Source organism: Enterobacter sp. EC_64, assembly GCF_019584165.1.
Lineage (GTDB): Bacteria > Pseudomonadota > Gammaproteobacteria > Enterobacterales > Enterobacteriaceae > Enterobacter > Enterobacter roggenkampii.
Window position 1 is genome coordinate 1 of record NZ_VDAS01000009.1, and the last position, 22,267, is coordinate 22,267.

Sequence of the window (22,267 nt, forward strand, 5' to 3'; positions counted from 1 at the left end):
GTCTAAATAGGCTGATTCAAGGCATTTACGGGAGAAAAAATCGGCTCAAACATGAAGAAATGAAATGACTGAGTCAGCCGAGAAGAATTTCCCCGCTTATTCGCACCTTCCCTAGGAGCCTCATAGCGGGTTAACAGCCATTCCTTATAATCTGATACCACTTGCTTATTAACGTCCTCTACGTAGCGTACATGCTGCTTAACAGCCCATTCCATAAACAGCTCTACACCCTTACTGTTAAGCTTCTCAGTACGTGGCTTCCATTCTGTTCTCATGTCAGCTAACCACTCTTCCAGAACGTCAGAGATAAGATGATTAGGAGCTGTAGTTTCCTCTTTAATATCAAGTTCAATATTTTGAGATTGGCTAACCGTACAATTCTGTACGCCTAAAACATCTAACATTGCTTGATCAGCTAAACCATCCCTGTACGCTCTCAGTGTTTCTCTCAGTGCTTCCAGAGTGAGGTTGAACGGCTTCAACTGGATGTAACGTACACTCAAGGCTACAGACCTCCTCTGAGCAACGTTCACATCTTTGGTCTTCAAGCTCACCCACAACAGCTTTCCAGCTATCCTCTTCTCCCACGCATAACCATTCTTTTCGGTATAGGAAACGTATTGGATTTGTCTAGGAATTTTGATACTACTCACTTAATGCTCCTTAACACTCCCAACTAGAACGAGAATTAAGAAATGGAAAAATCACTTGCGTATCAGAAGCTTGCTTCGACATTCCAGCGTCTCTCCCGCTTCTCGCACCTTACCTCCATCGCTAGCTGGGACATGTTCACCATGATGCCGCCCGGCGGCAGCGCCGCGCGCGGAGAGGCGCTGGCGGAGATGAGCGTCCTGCAGCACCAGATCCTGACCGATAAAAAAGTCGGCGACCTGTTAGCGGCGGCGGCAGGTGAAGATCTGAATGACGTCGAACAGGCCAACCTGCGCGAAATGACGCGCCACTACCAGCAGGCAACCCTGCTGCCGGAATCGCTGGTGGAAGCCAAATCCCTGGCGGGCAGCAGGTGCGAGCACGCCTGGCGCACGCAGCGCCCCGCTAACGACTGGCAGGGTTTTTCCGCCAACCTGAAAGAGGTGGTCAAACTCAGCCGTGAAGAGGCGCGCCTGCGGGCGGAAGCCAAAGGCTGTACGCCGTACGACGCGCTGCTGGATATTTTTGAGCCCGACATGACCAGCGCCCGTCTGGACGTTCTGTTCGGCGATATGAAATCCTGGCTGCCGGACCTGCTGGCAAACGTCGTGGAAAAGCAGGCGCAACGTTCGTTTGTTCCTCCTCAGGGCCCGTTCCCGACCGCAACACAGCGCGAACTGGGCCTGGAAGCCATGAAAATGCTCGGCTTCGATTTTAACGGCGGTCGCCTCGACGTGAGTGCGCACCCGTTCTGCGGCGGCGTACCGGAAGACGTGCGCATCACCACGCGCTACGACGAGGATGAACTGCTCAGCGCGCTGTTTGGCGTGATCCACGAAACCGGACACGCGCGCTACGAACAAAACCTGCCGCGCGCATGGGCAGGACAGCCGATTGCCCTCGCCCGCTCAACCGCGATCCACGAATCCCAGAGCCTGTTCTTTGAGATGCAGCTGGGACGCAGTGAAGCCTTCCTCAAGCATCTTCTCCCTGCGGTGCACGCCCGCTTTGGCAGCCAGGCGGCGTTCAGCGAAGAGAATTTTATTGCCTGGAACCAGCGCGTGAAGCCGGGCTATATCCGCGTCGATGCGGACGAAGTGAGCTACCCGGCGCACGTGGTGCTGCGCTATGAGATTGAGCGCGCGCTGATCAACGGCGAGATCGAAGTGGACGATATCCCTGCCCTGTGGGACGAGAAAATGCAGGCCTGGCTCGGGTTATCCACCAAAGATAACTACCGCAACGGCTGCATGCAGGATATCCACTGGACCGACGGCGGTTTTGGCTACTTCCCATCCTATACGCTGGGGGCCATGTATGCCGCGCAGCTGTTCCATGCGGCCAAAACGGCGCTTCCGGGTCTGCAGGCCTCCATCGCTGAGGGCGATTTTTCCGCACTCTTTGAGTGGCTGCGTCAGAACATCTGGCAGCACGGCAGTCGCTTCAGCACGTCGCAGTTAATCACCCAGGCGACGGGTGAAGATCTGAATATCCGTTACTTCCGCGAGCATCTGACCTCCCGTTATCTTTAATCCCTCTGCCGGAGCCTGCTCCGGCACTCTTCTCACCCTTTTCAATAAGAATATGATTTAGCACATATTGCCATGATTGCGCCGGGTGTATGAATGCGTGTCCTTCCGACACAATTAGACTGCTATCAGGCCAGGATTAAAAAAATAAAGGGATCAATGATGAAAGGCATAATGAAAACGGTGTTAGCGATTCTGTGTGCGACCAGTTTAAGTACTTTCGCAGCCACGGATAATACCCCGCAAGACGCGTTCAACGATATTACCCGCTCTCTTGCAGACCTCCAGCCCATCACGTTTCAGGCTCCCGCTGAAAAATATAAGCTGCTGGTGTTTATTGATAATCAGTGCATTTACTGCAGCAATGTAGTGAAAAACGTTAAGCAATATACGGATGCCGGTTTGACGATGTCGTTTCTGACCGTTGCGCCCAGCGCCATTCGCGACTCGGTAATTGAAGATATGGGGCGCGTCTGGTGTTCAGCCGATAAGGTCAAAAGCCTGCAACAAGCGATGGCGGGATTTTTACCGAATAACGACACCACGACAGCGTGCTCCGATCTGATCGCGCGGCAATCTGCACTGGCAGAACGTTTGGGCATTAGCGTCACCCCGGTAATGGTGGTTATTGAGCCTGAATCACGGTCGATTATAGGCAGTCAGTCTCCGGCGGCTATTCTGGCCACACTGAAAAGATAACAGAGACCTGTACGAGCAGCGGCGTTTGGTCTGTTCGTACACTTTTCTCCCCTCTGTACATTCCGTTACACGCCGATACCAATCACTCACGGAAACCCCGAATTTACAGGGATATAGTTATTTCAACAGCCCCGCAGTGGGGTTAAATGAAAAACCAAATTCGAGGGTATGAACATGAAAAAAGTATTAGCTCTGGTTGTTGCCGCTGCTATGGGTCTGTCTTCTGCTGCGTTCGCTGCTGAAACGACTGCTGCACCGGCTGCTGCGGCACCTGCTGCAACGACCACCGCGGCGCCAGCAAAAACTGTCCATCACAAGAAACATCATAAAGCCGCTAAACCGGCTGCAGAGCAAAAAGCCCAGGCCGCTAAAAAGCACCACAAAAAAGCGACCAAACCAGCTGCAGAGCAGAAAGCCCAGGCTGCTAAAAAGCACCACAAAAAAGCGACCAAACCGGCTGTAGAGCAGAAAGCCCAGGCTGCTAAAAAGCATCACAAAAAAGCAGTAAAACACGAAGCTGCTAAACCAGCTGCACAGCCAGCTGCGTAAGAGTACAAGCTAAACCGTGCCCTTCGGGGCACGTTGGTAAACCGGCGCTGAACCGGAACAGGTTCCGCGCCGTTTTTTTTATCCGGAGGGCGTATGCTGCGGCGCTATCGGTTTGAGCTGATTCTGATCCTGCTTATTTTATGCGCGCTCATCGCCAGCCATTTTTATCTTTCCTGAATGTAGCACGCTGATTTTACTCCCACTTTAGCGCTGTCCCGTCTATAGTATTTTCATAGGGTTCACTTTTAATAATCATAATTACCCCCACCAGAGTGAGATATGCGTAAATCTGTTGTGTTGTTACTGGGAACGTTTGGTCTTTTTTCTGGATTCTCACATGCGGATGATGGCGGTGATGACACCATTAGCGCGAAAGAGCTAAAGACGCTTTTTTTCAATCATGACGACCGTACGCGCGTCGCCGATCCCACCCAGGCGCCCTGGGATGCTATAGGTCAACTGGAAACCGCCAGCGGTAACTTATGTACTGCGACGTTGATCACCCCTCAGCTTGCCCTGACGGCAGGTCACTGTCTGTTAACGCCGCCAAACGGCAAGCCGGATAAAGCGGTGGCCTTGCGGTTTGTGTCGCAAAAAGGGACCTGGCGCTATGAAATCCACGGCATTGAAGGCCGGGTCGATCCGTCTCTCGGCAAACGCCTGAAACCGGATGGTGACGGCTGGATCGTGCCACCGGCGGCCGCCTCATGGGACTTTGGCCTGATCGTTTTACGCTACCCCCCTTCCGGCATTACGCCGCTGCCGTTATTTGACGGCGATAAAGACGCACTCACCGCCGCGCTGAAAGCCGCCGACCGGAAGGTGACGCAGTCCGGCTATCCTGTCGACCATCTGGATACCCTTTACACCCACACCGACTGTATTGTGACGGGCTGGGCGCAAACCAGCGTACTCTCGCACCAGTGTGATACGTTGCCGGGCGACAGTGGTTCACCGCTGATGCTGAAAACAGATAACGGCTGGCAGTTGATTGGCGTGCAGAGCTCTGCACCGGCGGCGAAAGATCGCTGGCGGGCCGATAACCGGGCCTTGTCCGTGACCGGTTTTCGCGACAAGCTGGAAGCGCTGGCGCAGCAGTAAATCAGCATCGTCTGACCTGATGTAATGCCCTGATTGACTCAATCGGCATCGGCTGGCTGAACCAGAAACCCTGCAGTTGATCGCAGCCAGCCAGCCGCAGCAGTTTCATTTGTCTTTCGGTTTCGACCCCTTCGGCGACCACCGCCATCCCCAGCGCGTTGGCGATCCGCACCGTGCCGCTCACCAGAATAAAGAGCAGGATCAGGGCCGATGCCAGCACGACAATCTGGGTGATATCAGAGGATGCCGCCCGGGCGGCCTGCGCTCCCGGAAGCCGTGCCTGCCAGTTAAGATAGCCCAGCAGCTCCCCTGCCGAGCTGCGCAGCGGCATACTCAGCTCGTTAATTTTATCCGGCGTAAAGTGCAGGTTATCGATCTGAAAGGTCGACCCCAGGTCGGATAAAATTCTGGCGTTCAGATGACGGGTGATTACCAGATAGCGGCGCGTTCCGTCGGTAACCTGTAATCTTCCGACCATCGGGCGAATCAGCCCAATGCCCACAAAGGCGACGCCGCTTCGCGTTTTGCTGATCCCGGCATAGATATTTTTATCCCCTGACAGGGCGCGCGCGTGCTGAGCAATAAGCGCCTTCAGCCCCTTACCGAAAAAATCGAGATTCGTCTCCTGAAATGGCTGACTTTGAAACGATCCCCAGATGACGTTGAAATGCTCATCAAGCACGAAGGTGCCATCATAGAGGTTGTTGATTTTAAAGCCGGCGCCCCAGGTGTTATACAACCAGTCGGTATCGAGCGTGGGACGGTAGGCCTCCCGCACCGCATCGTCCCAGACGGCGTTATCCAGCACCAGCGAGGAGACGCGGTTGACCGATGTCTGAATGGCCCCCTGTACGGAAAGCGCCGCGCGGTGTTCATCAATTTCATTGGTTTTGGTGCTGATAAGATGCAGGGAAAGATAGAGGAGTGCGACGACGGAGATGATTAAGCCGATGCCCGCCATAAAGACCATGGCAAACAACGTTCTCGCGGTGGGAATATTGCGCCAGCTTAATGTGCGATACATCCGCCATCCTCTTCAGGGTTTTGCTTTTCTAAGCGTAATACAGGCAGCGAATTTCGCTGCCTGTAAAGGATGGCTTTATGAGCGTCAGGCGAGTTTTATCATAATCATACCGGCAAGCAGCAAGATGAGTCCCATCCAGCCCTTGTTATTTAAACGCTGACCGAAGAGCACCCAGCCTGCGGCCAGCGTGGCGGCGATACCAAAACCGCCCCACAGCGCATAGGCCACCGACAGGTCAATCCCTTTTACCGCCTGGGACAGCGCGCTGAACGCGCCCAGAACCGCGGCAATCGACATCAGGCCGTAGAGCTTACGGCGAAAACCATCGGAGAATTTCAGCAGAACGTTCGCCAGAATTTCCAGCACGATGGCGAACCCCAGCCAGGCCGCATGAACCCACTCAAACTGTTGCATGGTTCTGCTCCTTCTGCACTTTAGACGGCTTACGGGTACCTGATTTAATCAGCACAATACCCGCGACCAGCGTCGTTAATCCGGCGACCTTCATTGTTGTTAATGTTTCGTCAAATATCAGAACGCTGAACAGCGTAATCAACAAAATACCGATCCCTTCCCACAGGGCATACGCGACGCCCAGCGCAATTTTTTTCACCGCAAATGAGAGGAAAATATAAGAAAGCGAAATCATCACCAGCATCAAAATAAAACCAGTATTGCCATCGCTGACGCTTGCCCACTTCATCGACAGCGTGCCGGTAATTTCAGCAATAATAGCCAGTGCTAATAAAATCCAGTAAAACATGTTTTTCTCCTGCTTGAGAATATAATCCATCGTGGCCCGCTGCGTGCAGCAAACCCAAAAATACGAATTGAAATCAGTCAGCTAAGCGCTTAGCGCCAGCTCAGGCAGAAGAAATGACTAGAGTGCGGTGCGCCAGTGTTGCTCACCAGAAAGCAGGCAGAAAGAGGTGGAGTATACAGCAGTATTGTTTGAAGAGTACGTCCTGAACATATTGTCCATAAAATTACAATTATCCGCGTTGTTGCTTCTCGTCTTTGCGGATGAAAATTGTCCTCGGTAGTTAAACACACCGAATTTGTACCATAAGCCAGGATTTTACTCAAAGTCTTTGCAATTCTTTACCCACCCCGTTTGATTTTGGTTAGTTTATTGCAACGCCTTTCGCCTTTATTATAAAAATAACGAAAATTGCGGAGTCACCATGGCTAAACCCATCATTACCCTGAACGGGTTAAAGATTGTCATCATGCTGGGCATGCTGGTGATCATATTGACAGGCGTGCGCTTTGCCGCCGACATTATTGTGCCCTTTATTCTGGCCCTGTTTATTGCGGTGATCCTCAACCCGCTGGTGCAGCGCATGACGCGGCTGCGCGTCCCGCGCGTGCTGGCCATCACGCTGCTTATCAGCATCATTATTGTGGCGATGGTGCTGCTGGTCGCTTATCTGGGCACCTCGCTCAATGAACTGGCGCGAACGCTGCCGAAATATCGCTCTTCGCTGGCGATCCCCCTGCTGCAGCTGGAGCCCTGGCTGCAGCGCGCGGGGATCGAAATCTCGGTTGAGGAACTCCTGAAATATATCGACCCCAATGCGGCGATGACGATCGTCACCAGCCTGCTGACGCAGCTTTCCAACGCCATGACCTCTATTTTCCTGCTGTTCTTAACGGTGGTATTTATGCTGCTGGAGGTGCCCCAGCTGCCGGCAAAGCTGCAGCAGATCATGGTCCGTCCGGTTGAAGGAATGGGGGCGATCCAACGCGCGCTGGACAGCGTCTCCCGCTATCTGGTGCTGAAAACGGCCATTAGCCTGGTGACGGGCGTTATCGTCTGGGTGATGCTTCTGGCGCTGGACGTCCGCTTTGCGTTCGTCTGGGGGTTACTGGCGTTTGCGCTTAACTACATTCCCAACATCGGCTCCGTGCTGGCGGCGATCCCCCCTATCCTTCAGGTGCTGGTTTTCAGCGGGCTTTATGACGCGCTGATCCTGCTGGCCGGATACCTGGTCATCAATCTGGTGTTCGGTAACATACTGGAACCGCGCATGATGGGCCGGGGCCTGGGGCTGTCCACGCTGGTGGTCTTTTTGTCCCTGATATTCTGGGGCTGGCTGCTCGGGCCCGTCGGGATGCTGCTCTCCGTTCCACTCACCATCATCGTCAAGATTGGTCTGGAGCAGACGGCGGGCGGGCAAAGTATCGCCGTGCTGCTGAGCGATATGAGTCATAAATAGCCGTCATTCCGCCATCGACAGGAGGGGCTTGCGGGTCCTTCCACCTTCACGATAAGCGCTTAGCGCCCTTCGCCACTCCGCCAGCGGGTACACCGTAACGTCGCTGTACTCACTGCCGGGCAACCTCAGCCAGATGCGCTCGAACTCTGCGCGCCACGCCTCAACGCTGAGCGCATCCAGACCGTTTCGGATATGGAACCACGCCACGCGCGGCGCAGGCCGCCGCTGTGTGAAGGCTTGCCCGGACAGCAGCCCGTAGCAAACAAACATGCCCGGCTCGGGCATGACGCTGAGGATCGCTTCCGCAAGCGGCCCGCCGGTGGCATCGTAGACGATATCGCTGCGTGCGGCGACGGCGCCGATTCTGTGCGCGTCATGCTGCGCGACAGGCGTGATCCCCATCGCCTCCAGCCGTTCAGCATGCACGGCGGAACGGTGAATGCCGAACACCGCTTCCGCCCCCGCCTGACGCGCCCACTGCCCCAGCAGGATGGCGCAATCGGATCCTGCAGCCGTGAGCAAGACCCGCTTTCCGCGCGGCGGGTAGCGGGTCAGCATCATCTGCGCCGCCAGCGGGTTGATGTAGGCCCGCGCGGCCAGGCGCGAGTCGACAGCGTCCGGAACGGGTATCGCATACTCTGCCGGGCAGTCCACATAGCGCTGCCAGGTGCCCTGACCGCGCAGCGGCAGGACGCGCTTACCCACCAGATGCTTAAACGAGGCGGGCGCCCCGGTGACAACCCCGACACCTTCATACCCCGCGACCGCCGGTAAGGGTGTTCTGTGGCGATAGGCGCCGGTGATGGGGATAAGATCGGACGCGTTGACCGGAGAAAACAGCATCCGCACGCGGAGCTGTCCGGGCGCAAGCGCGCCCAGCGGCGCGTTTTCAGGTTGCAGAACAGAGTCTGGCTCGCCAAACCGGCGATACCAGAGGGCCAGGTTTTCCATTACGATCTCAAGGCTGATAGCGGAACTACTCGCGCCAGCCCATTGCCGGTGCGACATGTTTGAGAATAGACTCAATCACGTGCGCATTATAATCCACCCCCAGCTGGTTCGGTACGGTCAGTAAGAGCGTATCCGCCTCGGCAATCGCCTCGTCCTTTTTCAGCTGTTCAACCAGCTTGTCCGGCTCCGCGGCATAGCTGCGCCCGAAGATGGCGCGCGTTTTCTCATCAAGATAACCCACGCTATCGCTGTCGTTGCGGCTGGCACCGAAATACATCCGGTCGCGGTCGTCCATCAGCGCAAAAATACTGCGGCTGACCGACACCCGCGGCTCGCGCGTGTGCCCTGCCTCTTTCCAGGCCTGACGGTACGCGCGGATCTGTTTTGCCTGCTGAATATGGAACGGCTCACCGGTTTCATCGTCCTTCAGGGTTGAGCTTTGCAGGTTCATTCCCAGCTTTGCGGCCCATACGGCCGTCGCATTTGAACCGGCGCCCCACCAGATACGCTCGCGCAGCCCTTCAGAATACGGCTCCAGGCGCAGCAGCCCCGGAGGATTCGGGAACATTGGCTGTGGGTTCGGTTTGGCAAACCCTTCCCCGCGCAGCACATCAAGCAGCACCTCGGTATGACGACGCGCCATATCCGACTCGTTTTCCCCTTCCTGCGGGACATAGCCGAAATGCCGCCAGCCATCAATAACCTGCTCCGGTGAGCCCCGGCTGATGCCCAGCTGCAGGCGACCGCCGGAAATCAGATCCGCCGCGCCCGCATCTTCGGCCATGTACATCGGATTTTCATAGCGCATGTCGATTACGCCGGTACCAATTTCGATGGTTTTTGTTTTTGCCCCTATAGCGGCCAGCAGAGGGAACGGCGAGCTAAGCTGTCGGGCGAAGTGGTGCACGCGGAAATACGCGCCGTCTGCCCCCAGCTCTTCAGCCGCCACGGCTAAATCGATGGACTGCAGCAGCGTATCGGCCGCCGAGCGCGTGCCGGACTGCGGTGAAGGCGTCCAGTGACCAAAGGATAAAAATCCGATCTTTTTCATAACCCTGTGTCCTGATAATACGTTGCGTTCTGTCCACTTTACGCATTACCCGGTAAGAATAAATGCCGTTTATTTAACGGAATGGTTCAAATAAATTGACATAACTGACGGGTTCGTCACGACGCAACGTTATGGGATATACTCTTCCCCACTCTTTTCATGGCAGGTAAAACCGGCAATGGCTTTGATCCCCAAAAACTACGCGCGGCTGGAAAGCGGCTATCGCGAAAAAGCATTAAAAATTTATCCCTGGGTGTGTGGACGCTGCTCGCGCGAGTTTGTCTATTCCAATCTGCGTGAACTCACGGTTCACCATATCGATCACGACCATACCAACAACCCGGAAGATGGCAGCAACTGGGAGCTGTTGTGCCTGTTTTGCCACGATCATGAGCATTCGAAATACACCGAAGCGGATCAGTACGGCACCACCGTGGTGGCCGGGGAAGACGCGCAAAAAGACGTGGGCGTCGCCACGTTTAACCCGTTTGCCGATTTAAAGGCGATGATGGATAAGAAGAAGTAATCCTCTCGCCCCCTCGCTCACATCATGATCCGCGAATTTAGAATGTCCAGGTGATAGCGGCGGTTGCAGACCCCTCATTGCGCCGCATCACAATCGGGCTATCATTGGCATGGTCGCCAAGCCAGGTATAGTCCGCGCTGAGGACAGTTCCCCAGTGAGCATCGAACTGATGGCTCCAGGTCAGGCTGGTGTCGACGCCGTAAAATCCACCCGGCGCAGCATAGCGGCGATAGCCGGTGCGGCGGCTCTGCTGCTCACTGACCCCATACCAGGTATTCAGGTAACGGCTGTCGCCAAACAGGGCCGCAGACTGAAAGGCTATCGTGTCCTGGTTATTTTGTACCGGGATCAGCGTAACGGAGGCCTGATAGCTTGCCCCCTGACTGTCGGTTAACGGCAGTGTCGCTTTGCCTTCCATGCTCAGCCATGGCGCAGCCTGCCAGCCCACGGCAAGGCTGGTATTCAGGGTGGCATCAATATCCCCCATCCCTTTCAGGTTGTTTGCCCCCTCGCGCCAGCCAGAATTTTTATCAGCCCTTCCGGGGTCGTCGCCCAGCGTGTGTTCGAAATACCAGCCGCTGTCGTTTTGCAGGTCATATCCCACCCCTTTTTGTGCATCAACAAAGAAAGCACCTTTGCGTCCCTGCAGCACAGGAACCACCTGCCACACCTGCTTGTCTGAGCCTGAGTAACGCGGGGCATATTGCCCTCCCAGCCCGACGGTTAAGGAATCAGACGCGGTGTCATCATCCGCCTGCGCGGCGGATGCCACGACCATCAGAAGCGGGACGGACATATACAGGACTTTTTTTATCGCTATCATACTGCTCTCCTTACAGACGCTGGCGTCTCCTGAGACAGGAATAGCCACACAATGTTGGCGCAGTATGATTTGGCTGAATCAATGAATCGTCGGGATAGTGTTAAGAAATGGTCAAGGTGAACGGATGTTATCCAGAAGAGTGCTGATTATTGAAGATGACGCCGACGCGGCTGGCGTGCTCGAAGCCTATTTACGGCGTGAAAATTACGACGTGACCATTACCGGAGACGGTCTTTCCGGGCTGGATATGGCGCAGCGGTGGAAGCCCGACCTCATCCTGCTGGACGTGATGCTGCCGGGACTTAACGGCACCGAGGTGCTGGCGGGCCTGCGTCGTAAAAGCGATGTGCCGGTAATCATGGTCACGGCCATGGGGGATACTCCCGATCGTATTGGCGCCCTGCGCTACGGTGCCGATGATTACGTGGTGAAGCCTTATCATCCGGGCGAAGTGGTGGCGCGGGTGCAGGCGGTGCTGCGGCGCAGCAGTAAAAAAGAGACAGAGGAAAAGATCCTTCGCTGGCAAACGCTGGCGGTGGATGTCGCCGCCATTGTGGCGTGCGTGGACAACGGCGACGACGTGCCTGTGATGCTCGATCTTACGCCAACGGAATTCTCGCTTCTGGCAACGCTGCTGCGCTCGCCTGCGCACCCGTTCTCCCGCCAGTATTTACTGGAACACTGTTTGCCGGAAAGCGAGGCGCTGGAGCGCGTGGTGGACACCCATATTTATAACCTGCGTAAAAAACTCGAAGCGGTGGGTATTTCCGGCGTGCTGATCAACGTGCGCGGCGTGGGTTACAGGTTCAGACAGCCATGATAAAAAATCGGCACGCCTCTCTGTGGCGCTGGATTTGCGCGCGCATCTTAGCGCTGGCCATCGGCAGCGTGATCGTCATTGCCACCTGCATGTGGCTGCGCTATGCGGTCCAGAACTACTGGATCATGGGCAGGATGCCGCCAGCGGTCCGGCAGGAGTTTCTGACGCTCAGCCAGAACCCGCAGGCCAACCCGGCCCGCTTCCACTCGATTGTGGACACCTGGTGGGGCCTGAGCTATTCCACGCCGTCCATCGCCTCAGCGGACTGGGTCACGGTGGCCCTGCTGGTGCTGGTGATGATCCCGTTTATTGTGGTGATGGGGCTCAAACACGCCCGCCCGCTGGCACTGCAGTTCAGCCGACTTCGCGATGCGGCAAAGGATGTCGCCGAAGGTCAGTTTGGCCGTCAGGCTGAGCTGATCAAAGATGCACCGGCAGAAATGGTCAGCTTTGCGACCGACTTTAACTCTATGACGGGGCAACTGGCCCGCTATGAGAAAGAGCTCCGCGCCTCGCACGTCGCGATGGCGCACGAGCTGCGCTCGCCCCTGACGGCCGCCATCGGGCGTCTGCAGGGTATGCTAGATGGCGTGTTTGATGCCAGCCCGGCGCAGCTGGGCATGGTGATGAAACAGCTCCAGCACCTCAACCGCCTCACCGACGAGCTCCACCTTCTCTCTTTGGCAGACGCGGGTAACCTTGTGCTGGAGGACCAGCCGTTCTGTCTGGATGAGCTGATTCAGGAGCGGGCTGCCTGGATCATGCCCCAGGCGGATGCGCATCATTTCAGGATAACGCTGCGTAACCCGCACACCAGCCCCTTCTGGGGCGATGCGTTCCGTATGGGGCAGGTCGTTACCATCCTCATGGAAAATGCGCTACGTTACGGACGCGAAGGCGGCCACCTTGAGGTGGCGCTGCATTACGCCAGCGGGCATTACATCCTCGAATTCACCGATGACGGGCCGGGCGTGTCGCCCCAGTTCTTACCGGAAATGTTTAAACGCTTTAGCCGCGAGGAGCAGTCCCGCGCGCGGCATTCCGGCGGCAGCGGCCTCGGTTTGTCCATCGCCCGGGCGATTTGCGAGGCGCATGGGGGTGAGATTAGCGCGTCATTACCGGAAACCGGCGGCCTTGCGGTGCGCATTTTGTTGCCCTGGCAGCCGTCCGATAATGAAAATCTCCCCTCTTGATAAAGCCTTGACAGAACATCGAATCTTTCTCGACGTAGCGCGTATTTAATAACGCCATTCCCTTTATGGAGCGGCGTTATGTCAGACGAATTTTTTCTCTCCCTCCGCCACTGCCTGCATCATTTGTACGGCGTGGCGCGCACCCTTTCCTGGCTGCATTTTCTTCCCCTGGCCCTGCTCGCGCTGGCGATTTTTCCGCTGGCCGGCTGCGGTGATAAACACGAAAACAAACCTGACCCAGTGCGTAAGGTACGCTACGTCGTCGTTGGCTCCGCCCAATCCCTTCCCGCGCTGGAAAGAACCGGTGAGATCCATGCCCACGATGAAACGACCCTGAGCTTTCGCACCGGAGGCCGGATACTGACGCGTAGCGTTGATATTGGCGACCGGGTCACTGCCGGACAGCTGCTGGCCACGCTTGATAATACGACCGGGCAAAACCAGCTCGACAGCGCCGCGGCCGACTATGAAGGCGCCAAAGCCTCTGCCCAGGTCGCCGCGCTTAACGTCAGTCGCATGCAAAAGCTTATGCCAACGGGCGCGATAGCCCGCACGCAGCTCGACAGCGCCCGGGCTGACTGGCTTGTCGCCCGCGCGCGCTTAAAAAGCAGCGAGGCCGCATGGCGAAATGCCCGCGAAAGTCTCGGCTGGACGCGCCTGATCGCGCCGCAAGCGGGCGTCATCACGGCCGTGAGCGCCTCTGCGGGACAGGTTGTCAGCGACGGCCAGTCCGTGCTGACGCTGGCGACCGGGGAAGCCCGCGACGTGGCGTTTGATATTGCCGCGCCCGATGCGATCTCGCCTCTGGATAAGGCGGTTTTGCAGGTTTCCCTGCTCGGCGCCCCGTCGGTGCAGGCGTCTGCCCTGCTGCGGGATATCACCCCGCAGGCCGATCCTCAGACCCGCACGTGGCGCGTCAGAGCCACCCTGCAAAACCCGCCGGAGGCCATGGCGCTCGGCGCCAGCGTCACCGTGACGTTGCCCTCCGCCGCCCCGCACGGGTACGCGCTTCCCGCGTCGGCGCTGACCCGAGCCAGCGACAAACCGGCGGTTTTTGTGATTACCCCGCAGTCGCGGGCACAGCTGCGCGTGGTGGTGCCCGTCGGCTATACAGCCACCTCCGTCATGATTGCCTCCGGCCTTGAGCCCGGCGACAGGGTGATTACGGCGGGCGTGAGCACATTACGACCCGGCGAGCCGGTGATGGCCGGAGAGGTTCAGCCATGAACACAGGATCGGAAGCCCAATTTAACCTCTCCGCCTGGGCGCTGAAGAACCAGCAGATGGTCAGCTTTTTCATGCTGCTGGTGATTGCGATGGGCGTGTTCTGCTATGAAAAGCTGCCGCGTAACGAAGATCCGGCATTCACCATTAAAACGGCCGTCGTCTCCGCACAGTGGCCGGGAGCCTCCGTGACGGATACCACCCGCCTGCTGACCGATACGCTTGAAAAAAAGCTGCAGGAAACGCCCTGGCTGGACTATCTCGAAAGTGAAACCCGTGCCGGACGCACCGTTATCCACGTTAACCTCCGTGACGATACGCCCCCGCAACGCGTGCCCGATATCTGGTATCAGGTTCGCAAAAAAATGCAGGACATCGCGCCGTCCCTGCCCGAAGGGGTGCAGGGTCCTGCCGTGGATGACGAGTTTGACGACACGTTCGGCACAATTTACGCCTTTATTCCCGAAGGCTTCACGTTGCGGGAGGTGCGGGATCGCGCAGAGACAATACGGCGCGAGCTCATGTCCCTGCCGGATATGGGCAAAACCACCCTGCTGGGCGAACAGCAGGAGCAGTGGGTTCTCGCCTTTTCTCCGGCGCGCCTGGCCGGTATGGGGCTGGATATTCAGGACGTTGCCGACGCCCTCCGGGCGCAAAACGCCGTTGTCCCGGCAGGAACGATGCGTACCGGGCAGGAGAACATGGCGATAAAGGTCAGCGGGGCGCTCACTACCGAAGAGAGTTTGTGCGCCGTCACGCTGCACGTTAACAATCGCTATATTCCGCTGACCGACATTGCCACCGTCACCCGGGAAATCGCCGAGCCACCGGCCCCGGCCTACCGGGTGAACGGCAAACCGGCTATCGGGCTGGCGGTGTCGATGGCGCCGACAGGCAACATGCTGCGTTTCGGTGCTGCGCTGAACGCAAAAATGGCGGCCCTCAGCGCCGGGCTGCCGCAAGGTATCGAGATGGTGAAAGTCGCCGATCAGTCAGCGGTGGTGAGTGAAGCGGTAAGCGGGTTTATCCGGGTACTTATCGAAGCCGTTGTTATCGTGCTGGCGGTTTCATTTGTCTCGCTGGGTTTGCGGGCCGGACTGGTGGTGGCGACGGCCATTCCGCTGGTGCTTGCCATGACGTTTGTCGGCATGATGCTCGCCGGTATTGGCCTTCAGCGTATCTCGCTCGGGGCGCTGATCATTGCCCTGGGCCTGCTGGTGGATGACGCCATGATCGCCGTCGAAACGATGGTCTCCCGACTGGAAGCGGGGGATTCCCGCCGACACGCGGCCACCTATGCATTCAAAACGACGGCCTTCCCGATGCTCACCGGTACTCTGGTCATGATTGCCGGTTTTATACCCGTTGGTTTTGCGGCCTCCAGCGCCGGTGAATACTGCTTCTCCCTGTTTGCGGTGGTGCTCATCGCCCTGCTCTGCTCCTGGGCCGTCGCGATCCTGTTTTCGCCGCTAACGGGCACGTGGCTGCTGCCGGAAAAAGTCAGACATCACGCGGCAGGACCGGGAGGGATCGCGCGCGGGTATGGACGGCTTTTACGCCTGGCGCTCCGCCACCGGCTCGCTACCGTACTGATTGCGCTTGCCGCGCTGGGGCTGTCAGCGTACGGCACGACGTTTATGCAGGGCGAGTTTTTCCCCGCCTCCGACCGGCCCGAGTTGCTGGTCAGCCTGACGCTTCCGGCCAACGCGTCGCAGCCGGAAACGCTCAGAGAGGTGGAAAAGCTGGAAAAAGCGCTGGCCGACAACAGCAATATCGATCGCTTTTCGACGTACGTTGGCTCAGGTGCCATCCGTTTTTACCTGCCGATGGACGTGCTGCTGGAAAATGAAAATATCGCCCAGATGGTTGTGGTCGCGAAGGATCTTGCGGCGCGGGATCGTCTGCACGCACAGCTCAACACGATCCTGGCGACGCAATTTAGCGACATCGTCACCCGCGTGTCGCCCCTTGAGCTGGGGCCTCCCGTCGGCTGGCCCATCAAATACCGGGTGAGCGGGCCGGATTATCTGCAGGTCCGGGCGCTTGCGAACCGTCTCACGGACGCGATTGGCCGCTCCCCGTTCTCACGCGACGTTAACCAGACAGCCGGAGAGCCGGAGAGGGTCATCACCCTTAAGGTGAATCAGACGGCGGCCAGAGCGGCGGGAATATCGTCAGAAAGCCTTGCCCGTACGCTCAATACCGTCTGGTCCGGCAGCGTTGTCACGTCCATCAGAGATAATGACCGCCTTGTCGACGTGGTGCTCAGGGCCGAGGACAGCGCGCGCCAGAGCACCGCCACTTTCTCCTCACTCACGATTCAGGGGAATGACGGTAAAAAAATTCCGCTCAGCGCCGTCGCAACGCCGGTCTGGGGCGTGGACGATCCGGTCATCTGGCGCCGCCAGCGCGTGCCCTTTATCACGGTGCAAACCGACCTCGCCCCGGGGCTGAGGGCTGAAGCGGTATCCGCCGCGCTGCGTCCGGCGGTCGATAAACTGCGCGCGAGCCTGCCCGCAGGTTACAGCATTGAAGAAGGCGGCGCGGTTGCCGAATCGGATAAGGGGAACAGCTCCGTCTTTACCGTTCTTCCGGTGACGCTGGTCATCATGCTGATGCTGCTGATGCTTCAGCTGCGGCGATATTCCCGGATGCTGCTGGCGCTCCTGATGGCCCCGTTTGGTTTACCGGGGATCGTGCTGGCTATGCTGCCTGGCGGCACGCCGATGGGGTTTGTCGCGCTGCTGGGCGTCATCGCCCTGGCGGGGATGATCGTGCGTAACGCGGTGATATTGATTAGCGAGGTTGACAGCAATCTTGCTCAGGGGATGGCAAACGATGCCGCGATTATGGCAGCGGCGGAGCACCGGGCCAGACCCATCTGCCTGACCGCCTGTGCCGCCATTCTTGGGATGATCCCCATCTCTCACCAGGTTTTCTGGGGTCCAATGGCCTATGCCATTATCGGCGGGCTGCTGGCTGCGACGCTGGTGACGCTGACCGTGTTACCCGCGTCGTTTAGCCTGCTGTTACAGTGGAGGGCTCAGCGCAAAGCCGCAGCCGACGGGCCGGGCTGAGTCCCCATCTTTCTCCGATTACGCGGCGGTGAGCGCAAAACGGTCTGTCAGGACATGGCGGATGTCCTCCTCCGCCAGCTGCCGCGTTTCAGTGCCGTTCGCCGTGATGGTTTTCAGCATATCGCCCAGTAAAATCTGGCGTCCTTCCGGGCTGTGCTGCACCACCACCCGCTTCTGCACAAAAATAGCATCAGGATGCGTCGAGTTCAGGTAGTTTGCCGGAACGAAATCAATCCACTCCTGGGGCGTGAGATCGAAGCCGTACTGCCGGGCCCATTCGCCTTCCACCTTCGCCTCGAGCAGATACTCGCCCTCCGCGCTGCGGCTCAGGCGAAACGTGTCGAAATCCTGGGTGATTTCCACGTCAAGCGTGTCCAGCGCCATTGGCGCGCGGATGCCGTAGCTGCCGAACCCGAGATCGCAAAGCCACTGGCGGCTCTCCACCTCGGCGATGAGCGCCATATGGGTTTTCGGACGCCGCGCGGGGTAGAACATCGGGCGCGCCGCCACAAAACGGTAAGGTATCCCTAACGCTTCCAGCGCCATGGCAAAAAGCCCGTTCACCTCATAGCAGTAGCCACCGCGCCCTTTCTTTAACACCTTCTCGGCAATGTCTTCTGGTGCCAGCGAGACAATTTTCCCCGCCTGCACGTCCAGATTTTCAAAGGGAACGGAAAAGAGCTGATGACGCATCAGCGCATGCAGGGTGGACGTATCGGCCGCCGCCGGTCCGGTGTAGTTTATGCGTTTGAAATACGAGGAAATGTCGAAATTATCGCTGTGCATAATGCCTCCTTGTCCTGAACATGCCGGACACTATAGATGGCGCACATCATTGGCTGTATAGTCAGTTTTATCGAAAATTAGCCTGAACAGATACCCATGTCTGCCCCCTCCCCACACTATCGCCGGATTGCTGAGCGTCTGCGCCTCACGCTCTCTTCAGGCGCATTGCGAGTCGGTGACCGGATGATCTCCGCACGTAAACTGGCCGAACGCGAGCACGTGAGCCTTCCGACGGCGCTGGAGGCCCTTCGCTGCCTTGAGGCTGAAGGGCTGATCGTTGCGCGACCGCGTTCAGGTTATTACATCCGCCAGATCAGCCTCCCTCCGCGCGCGGAGCCCGCGCGTTCCACGCCGGGCCCGGTGCCCGTGACTATGTCCGCCGTGGCCCGGTCGCTGTTCAGCAGTGCAGAAGCCCGGCTGATCCCGCTGGGCGCCGCCCTGCCCGATCCCGCGTGGCTGCCCGGGGAGGCGCTACAGCGGGCGTTACACTCCGTGGGCCGTCGTCTGGACGCGCATGGGCAGAGCTACAGCCTGCCGCCGGGAAGGCGTGATTTACGAAGCAAGATTGCGGCGCGTGCTGCGCAGTGGGGAGCCCGCTTCGGCGCGGACGATCTGATTATTACCGCAGGCGCGACGCAGGCGCTGCGCCTGGCCCTGCGGGCCGTGTGTCAGCCAGGTGATGTGGTGGCGGTGGAGCAGCCCGCCTACTTTGGCACGCTCCTGCTGCTGGAGGATTTAGGCCTGAAGGCGTTAGAAATTCCCACCGATCCTGCTGAAGGTCTGTTACTGGAACCGCTGGCTGACGCCATCCGCTGCCACCGTCCCGCGGCCGTCCTGGCCTCGCCCACCGTGCAAAACCCATTGGGTGCCAGCATGCCCGTCGCGCGCAAGCAGGAACTGGTTGCTCTGCTTGAAGAAGCCGGTATTCCTCTGATTGAGGACGACGTTTACGGTGACCTGGTCGGTGACGGACAACGTCCTCCGGCCTGCAAAGCCTTCGACCAGAACGGGAATGTGATTTACTGCAGCTCCCTGTCTAAAACGCTTGCGCCGGGGTGGCGAATCGGCTGGATTGCCGCCGGACGCTATTACCCGCAGGTCTTGCAGGCCCGCATGGCCGGAGACTGGGCCGGCGCGCCGCTGCTGGAAGCCGCGACGAGCGAGATGCTGGCAAACGGCGACTACGACCGTCACCTGCGGCGGCTAAAGCGGCGGATCGCAGAGGGAATCGCCGCCGTCGTGGCGCGGGTCAAGGCCAGTTTTCCCCCCGGTACCCGCGTAAACGTCCCCGCAGCTGGCTTTCTGCTGTGGGTCGAACTTCCTCCGCAGGTCAACGCGCTGGAGGTGCATCGCCGCGCGCTGGCGCGGGGTATTGGCGTCAGCCCCGGCCCCCTGTTTTCCCCTGGCGCAGAACTCACGCACTTTCTGCGGCTAAACTGTGCAAACGAACCGACGCCCCGCCTGCTCAATGCCGTGGAGCAGATTGGTGCGCTATGCCATGAGCTGGCCGCTTTCACACCAGACTCTCCAGCCACTCGGTAAATACCCGCACCTTGCGGGAGAGATGACGGTGTGGGTAGAGCAGTGACAGTTTGCGGTCCGGCGAGCGATATTCAGGCAGGACCTCAACCAGCAGGCCGCGGTCAATGTAAGGCTGGAGAAAGAGATTCATTCCCTGCATTATCCCCAGCCCGGCCAGGCCTGCCGCGATGTAGGCCTCGGAGTTATCCACCACGAGCTTACCGGGTAGCGCGATCTCCGCAACGCCCTCTGGCGTGGTAAACGTCCACGGCTGAACGTGCCTGCTGCTGTTGTTAATCCAGTTAATCGCCTGATGCTTGCGTAAATCCTCCAGCGTTTCTGGCGTACCGTGTTCAGCCAGCCAGGCCGGGCTGGCGCAGGTCGTGATTTTAATGTTCCCGATTTTACGCGCGATATAGTCGCCGTCGTCCAGCTCGCCCACCCGCAGCACGCAGTCCAGACCGTCCCGCAGCATATCCCGACGGCGGTCAGAGCTGCTCAGGATGATGTCGATATCAGGATGCTGACGATAAAAATCAGGCAGGTTGGGTATCACCCGCAGCGCCGCAAAAGAGATGGGCATATCCACACGCAGCTGGCCGTGTATCGGTCGATCGGCACCAAACGACTCCAGTAATTCGTCCGCCTGCGCCAGCAGGGGTTTACTGCGGCGATAAAAGGCTTCCCCATCCGGCGTCAGGCTAATCCGACGCGTGGTGCGCTGCAGGAGCCGAGTGCCGCTGTGTTGTTCCAGAAGCTGCAGCGCTTTGGTCACTGCCGGGCGATGGACCTGCAGATTTTCCGCCGCCTGGGTAAGGCTCCCCGAGTCGACAATTTCAATAAAAATCCGAATAGATTCAAAGAGGTTTATTTGCATAAGGGATGTCTCGCCGCGAGCGGGAGAAAATGATTGTTATTAATTTTATAACAGTGATGAATGTTTTTGGCTATTTTTCCTAACAATCTTCCTCTCTACACTCTCCCTCATTCAAACGTAAGGGAGAGTCTGCTATGAAAAATAACCGTATCTGTCAGATCCTGGGTATCGAAAAGCCCGTTATTCAGGGGCCGTTATCCTGGCTTACTGATGCCCGTTTAGTGGCCGCGGTCAGCAATGCCGGAGGACTCGGTGTGCTGGGTCCCAACGCAGGGTTAACCGCCGATACTGCGGTCTCCACGCCGGAAGCAACCGCCGAAAAAATGCGGGAAGAAATTCGTAAAACCAAACGGCTGACCGAAAAACCCTTCGGCGTCAACCTGATCCCCACCGCCGTTAATGACGTCTGGACCGGGCCAATTCTTAAGGTGGTAAAAGAGGAAGGCGTCAGGGCCGTGGTGTACACGGGCTATGGGGAAGGCAGCATTATTCCCGCGCTGTTTAGTGAGTTAAAAGAGGCGGGTATCGCCATTATCTACCGCGACATCAATCCCACGCCGGAAAACACCCTTCTTGCTGAAGAGATGGGGGCAGACATCATCGTCGCCACCGGTTTTGACGAGGGTGGGACGTTACCCGCGACGGCGCTGGGGACCTTTTCCATCGTGCCGCTGATTGCCGATGCCGTGAAGCACGTCCCGGTGATGGCCGCGGGCGGTATTACCGATAATCGCACCGCCAGAGCGGCGCATGCATTGGGGGCGGAAGGCGTGTTTGCCGGTTCGGTCTTTATCAGTACCGAAGAAAGCCGCGTGCCGCAGGGGGTCAAAGAGAAAATTGTTGCCGCCAACGGTCTGGACCTGCTGCTTTTCCGCACAGTCCCCCACTACTATCGTTCTCTCCCCGGCAAGCTGGCGGAAAAACTGGCGGCGATGGATAAAGCGGGCGCAAGCAACGAAGCGCTGGGCAAGGCGATGGGCGGATTACGGGGCCTGCGCCTGGGCATGCTGGAAAATAACACCGATGAAGGGTATATCGCGCTCGGCACGGGGATTGGGAATATCCGCAGCGTGAGAAGCGTGGCCGAGGTTGTCGATGCGTTAACGGTTGAGTAAGCCCTTAACCCTGATGCTATGGACGCTGCACAGGAGCGGCGTCCGCAAACCGTCTGCGGTTCTTTTTCACACATTGAGGATTGCGCGTTCTTTAACCACAGCGTCAGGATTGGCACGTTTTACCGCTGCCAGAAAAGCCGTGAAGTTATGATTCCAAAGGGTAAGATTGTTATAAAACTGCACCTGCTTTTCATTTGCACCATCACGGTAAATAACAATCCAGACCCGTCTGCTGTTTATCTCGGTATTCCCCGGCCCGATTTTAATGATATTAGCCAGCGCAATTTTACGGGTGGCGTTGTTTTTAACTTCATATAAAAACTGGTCATCATAAAACCAGGTTTTACCTCCATTCCCGCCAAATATTGAGGGACTGGCAGAGATCTTTTTCATCCCGTTACGGTCTGAAATGATGCGTTTTGCCTGGCGAATGCGTCTGACCAAAAAGCTTAACAGAATGAGAAGCGCAATGAGGGGCAGAGCGACTGATATCATTTTTAGACTTTCGTGCATATCCCTGCCCCACAATAC

General features: G+C 57.7%; 22 protein-coding genes. 12 read left to right on the top strand and 10 right to left on the bottom strand.

Annotated elements, in window-relative coordinates:
* Positions 1–2 precede the first annotated feature (2 nt).
* The gene (locus tag FHC52_RS08990) at positions 3–653 is read right to left on the bottom strand and encodes a hypothetical protein (RefSeq protein WP_220420037.1); all 651 of its coding nucleotides are present in this window, start codon (positions 651–653) and stop codon (positions 3–5) included.
* A 42-nt stretch (positions 654–695) separates the two neighbouring features.
* On the opposite strand from FHC52_RS08990, the gene FHC52_RS08995 reads away from it, so the two are divergent.
* From FHC52_RS08995 to FHC52_RS09010, 4 genes are all read left to right on the top strand, one after another.
* Positions 696–2,183 carry a carboxypeptidase M32 gene (locus FHC52_RS08995; protein WP_032674660.1) on the top strand — a complete coding sequence of 496 codons (1,488 nt, stop codon included), beginning with the start codon at positions 696–698 and terminating at the stop codon, positions 2,181–2,183.
* Between the two features lie 156 nt (positions 2,184–2,339).
* On the top strand, positions 2,340–2,879 hold the full coding sequence (locus FHC52_RS09000; RefSeq protein WP_008502459.1) for a thioredoxin fold domain-containing protein: 540 nt from the start codon (positions 2,340–2,342) through the stop codon (positions 2,877–2,879).
* Between the two features lie 174 nt (positions 2,880–3,053).
* Entirely contained in the window at positions 3,054–3,428 is a 375-nt protein-coding gene (gene asr, locus FHC52_RS09005; protein ID WP_021241183.1) for an acid resistance repetitive basic protein Asr, read from the top strand.
* Positions 3,429–3,707: 279 nt separating this feature from the next.
* Positions 3,708–4,529, top strand: a complete 822-nt coding sequence (locus FHC52_RS09010) for a serine protease (protein ID WP_008502460.1) — start codon at positions 3,708–3,710, stop codon at positions 4,527–4,529.
* 1 nt (position 4,530) lies between these two features.
* Here FHC52_RS09010 and FHC52_RS09015 read toward each other — a convergent pair whose 3' ends face one another.
* The 3 genes from FHC52_RS09015 to mdtJ form a co-directional block, all read right to left on the bottom strand.
* The gene (locus FHC52_RS09015; RefSeq protein WP_126288108.1) at positions 4,531–5,553 is read right to left on the bottom strand and encodes an EAL domain-containing protein; all 1,023 of its coding nucleotides are present in this window, start codon (positions 5,551–5,553) and stop codon (positions 4,531–4,533) included.
* Between the two features lie 84 nt (positions 5,554–5,637).
* On the bottom strand, positions 5,638–5,967 hold the full coding sequence (mdtI, locus tag FHC52_RS09020) for a multidrug/spermidine efflux SMR transporter subunit MdtI (protein ID WP_008502462.1): 330 nt from the start codon (positions 5,965–5,967) through the stop codon (positions 5,638–5,640).
* Entirely contained in the window at positions 5,954–6,316 is a 363-nt protein-coding gene (gene mdtJ / locus FHC52_RS09025) for a multidrug/spermidine efflux SMR transporter subunit MdtJ (protein WP_008502463.1), read from the bottom strand. The genes mdtI and mdtJ overlap by 14 nt, the downstream gene beginning before the upstream one ends.
* A gap of 421 nt (positions 6,317–6,737) precedes the next feature.
* Between mdtJ and FHC52_RS09030 the strand changes: the two genes are divergently transcribed.
* Complete coding sequence (locus tag FHC52_RS09030; protein ID WP_032674659.1) at positions 6,738–7,772, top strand: AI-2E family transporter; 1,035 nt, start codon at positions 6,738–6,740, stop codon at positions 7,770–7,772.
* Between the two features lie 3 nt (positions 7,773–7,775).
* Here the strand turns inward: FHC52_RS09030 and FHC52_RS09035 are convergent, their stop codons facing one another.
* A complete protein-coding gene (locus FHC52_RS09035; RefSeq protein WP_126288106.1) occupies positions 7,776–8,723 on the bottom strand; it encodes a zinc-dependent alcohol dehydrogenase family protein in 948 nt (315 codons plus the stop codon).
* A gap of 25 nt (positions 8,724–8,748) precedes the next feature.
* Complete coding sequence (locus FHC52_RS09040; protein ID WP_025911482.1) at positions 8,749–9,774, bottom strand: LLM class flavin-dependent oxidoreductase; 1,026 nt, start codon at positions 9,772–9,774, stop codon at positions 8,749–8,751.
* Between the two features lie 178 nt (positions 9,775–9,952).
* On the opposite strand from FHC52_RS09040, the gene yajD reads away from it, so the two are divergent.
* A complete protein-coding gene (yajD, locus tag FHC52_RS09045; RefSeq protein WP_003857471.1) occupies positions 9,953–10,300 on the top strand; it encodes an HNH nuclease YajD in 348 nt (115 codons plus the stop codon).
* Positions 10,301–10,337: 37 nt separating this feature from the next.
* Here the strand turns inward: yajD and FHC52_RS09050 are convergent, their stop codons facing one another.
* Entirely contained in the window at positions 10,338–11,123 is a 786-nt protein-coding gene (locus FHC52_RS09050; RefSeq protein ID WP_220420038.1) for a MipA/OmpV family protein, read from the bottom strand.
* Between the two features lie 124 nt (positions 11,124–11,247).
* Here FHC52_RS09050 and FHC52_RS09055 point away from each other — a divergent pair, with 124 nt between their 5' ends.
* From FHC52_RS09055 to FHC52_RS09070, 4 genes are all read left to right on the top strand, one after another.
* Positions 11,248–11,943, top strand: coding sequence for a response regulator (locus FHC52_RS09055; RefSeq protein WP_220420039.1), 696 nt, complete (start codon positions 11,248–11,250; stop codon positions 11,941–11,943).
* The gene (locus FHC52_RS09060) at positions 11,940–13,136 is read left to right on the top strand and encodes a cell wall metabolism sensor histidine kinase WalK (RefSeq protein WP_220420040.1); all 1,197 of its coding nucleotides are present in this window, start codon (positions 11,940–11,942) and stop codon (positions 13,134–13,136) included. Before FHC52_RS09055 ends, FHC52_RS09060 begins: the two co-directional genes overlap by 4 nt.
* Before the next feature lie 78 nt (positions 13,137–13,214).
* Positions 13,215–14,363, top strand: a complete 1,149-nt coding sequence (locus tag FHC52_RS09065) for an efflux RND transporter periplasmic adaptor subunit (RefSeq protein WP_220420041.1) — start codon at positions 13,215–13,217, stop codon at positions 14,361–14,363.
* Positions 14,360–17,437, top strand: a complete 3,078-nt coding sequence (locus FHC52_RS09070) for an efflux RND transporter permease subunit (protein WP_128301934.1) — start codon at positions 14,360–14,362, stop codon at positions 17,435–17,437. The genes FHC52_RS09065 and FHC52_RS09070 overlap by 4 nt, the downstream gene beginning before the upstream one ends.
* An 18-nt stretch (positions 17,438–17,455) precedes the next feature.
* On the opposite strand, the gene FHC52_RS09075 is transcribed toward FHC52_RS09070, so the two are convergent.
* Positions 17,456–18,223 (bottom strand): arylamine N-acetyltransferase, encoded by a 768-nt coding sequence (locus tag FHC52_RS09075; RefSeq protein ID WP_220420042.1) that lies wholly within the window; start codon positions 18,221–18,223, stop codon positions 17,456–17,458.
* A 96-nt stretch (positions 18,224–18,319) separates the two neighbouring features.
* Here FHC52_RS09075 and FHC52_RS09080 point away from each other — a divergent pair, with 96 nt between their 5' ends.
* Complete coding sequence (locus FHC52_RS09080) at positions 18,320–19,765, top strand: PLP-dependent aminotransferase family protein (protein WP_032651648.1); 1,446 nt, start codon at positions 18,320–18,322, stop codon at positions 19,763–19,765.
* Here the strand turns inward: FHC52_RS09080 and FHC52_RS09085 are convergent.
* A complete protein-coding gene (locus tag FHC52_RS09085; RefSeq protein ID WP_008500526.1) occupies positions 19,737–20,621 on the bottom strand; it encodes a LysR family transcriptional regulator in 885 nt (294 codons plus the stop codon). The two genes, FHC52_RS09080 and FHC52_RS09085, sit on opposite strands and share 29 nt — an antisense overlap.
* A gap of 134 nt (positions 20,622–20,755) precedes the next feature.
* Here FHC52_RS09085 and FHC52_RS09090 point away from each other — a divergent pair, with 134 nt between their 5' ends.
* Positions 20,756–21,736, top strand: a complete 981-nt coding sequence (locus FHC52_RS09090; protein WP_069598190.1) for a nitronate monooxygenase family protein — start codon at positions 20,756–20,758, stop codon at positions 21,734–21,736.
* Positions 21,737–21,802: 66 nt separating this feature from the next.
* Here the strand turns inward: FHC52_RS09090 and FHC52_RS09095 are convergent, their stop codons facing one another.
* Positions 21,803–22,249: a hypothetical protein gene (locus FHC52_RS09095; RefSeq protein WP_220420043.1), complete on the bottom strand. Its 447-nt coding sequence runs from the start codon at positions 22,247–22,249 to the stop codon at positions 21,803–21,805.
* Between the last annotated feature and the right edge of the window lie 18 nt (positions 22,250–22,267).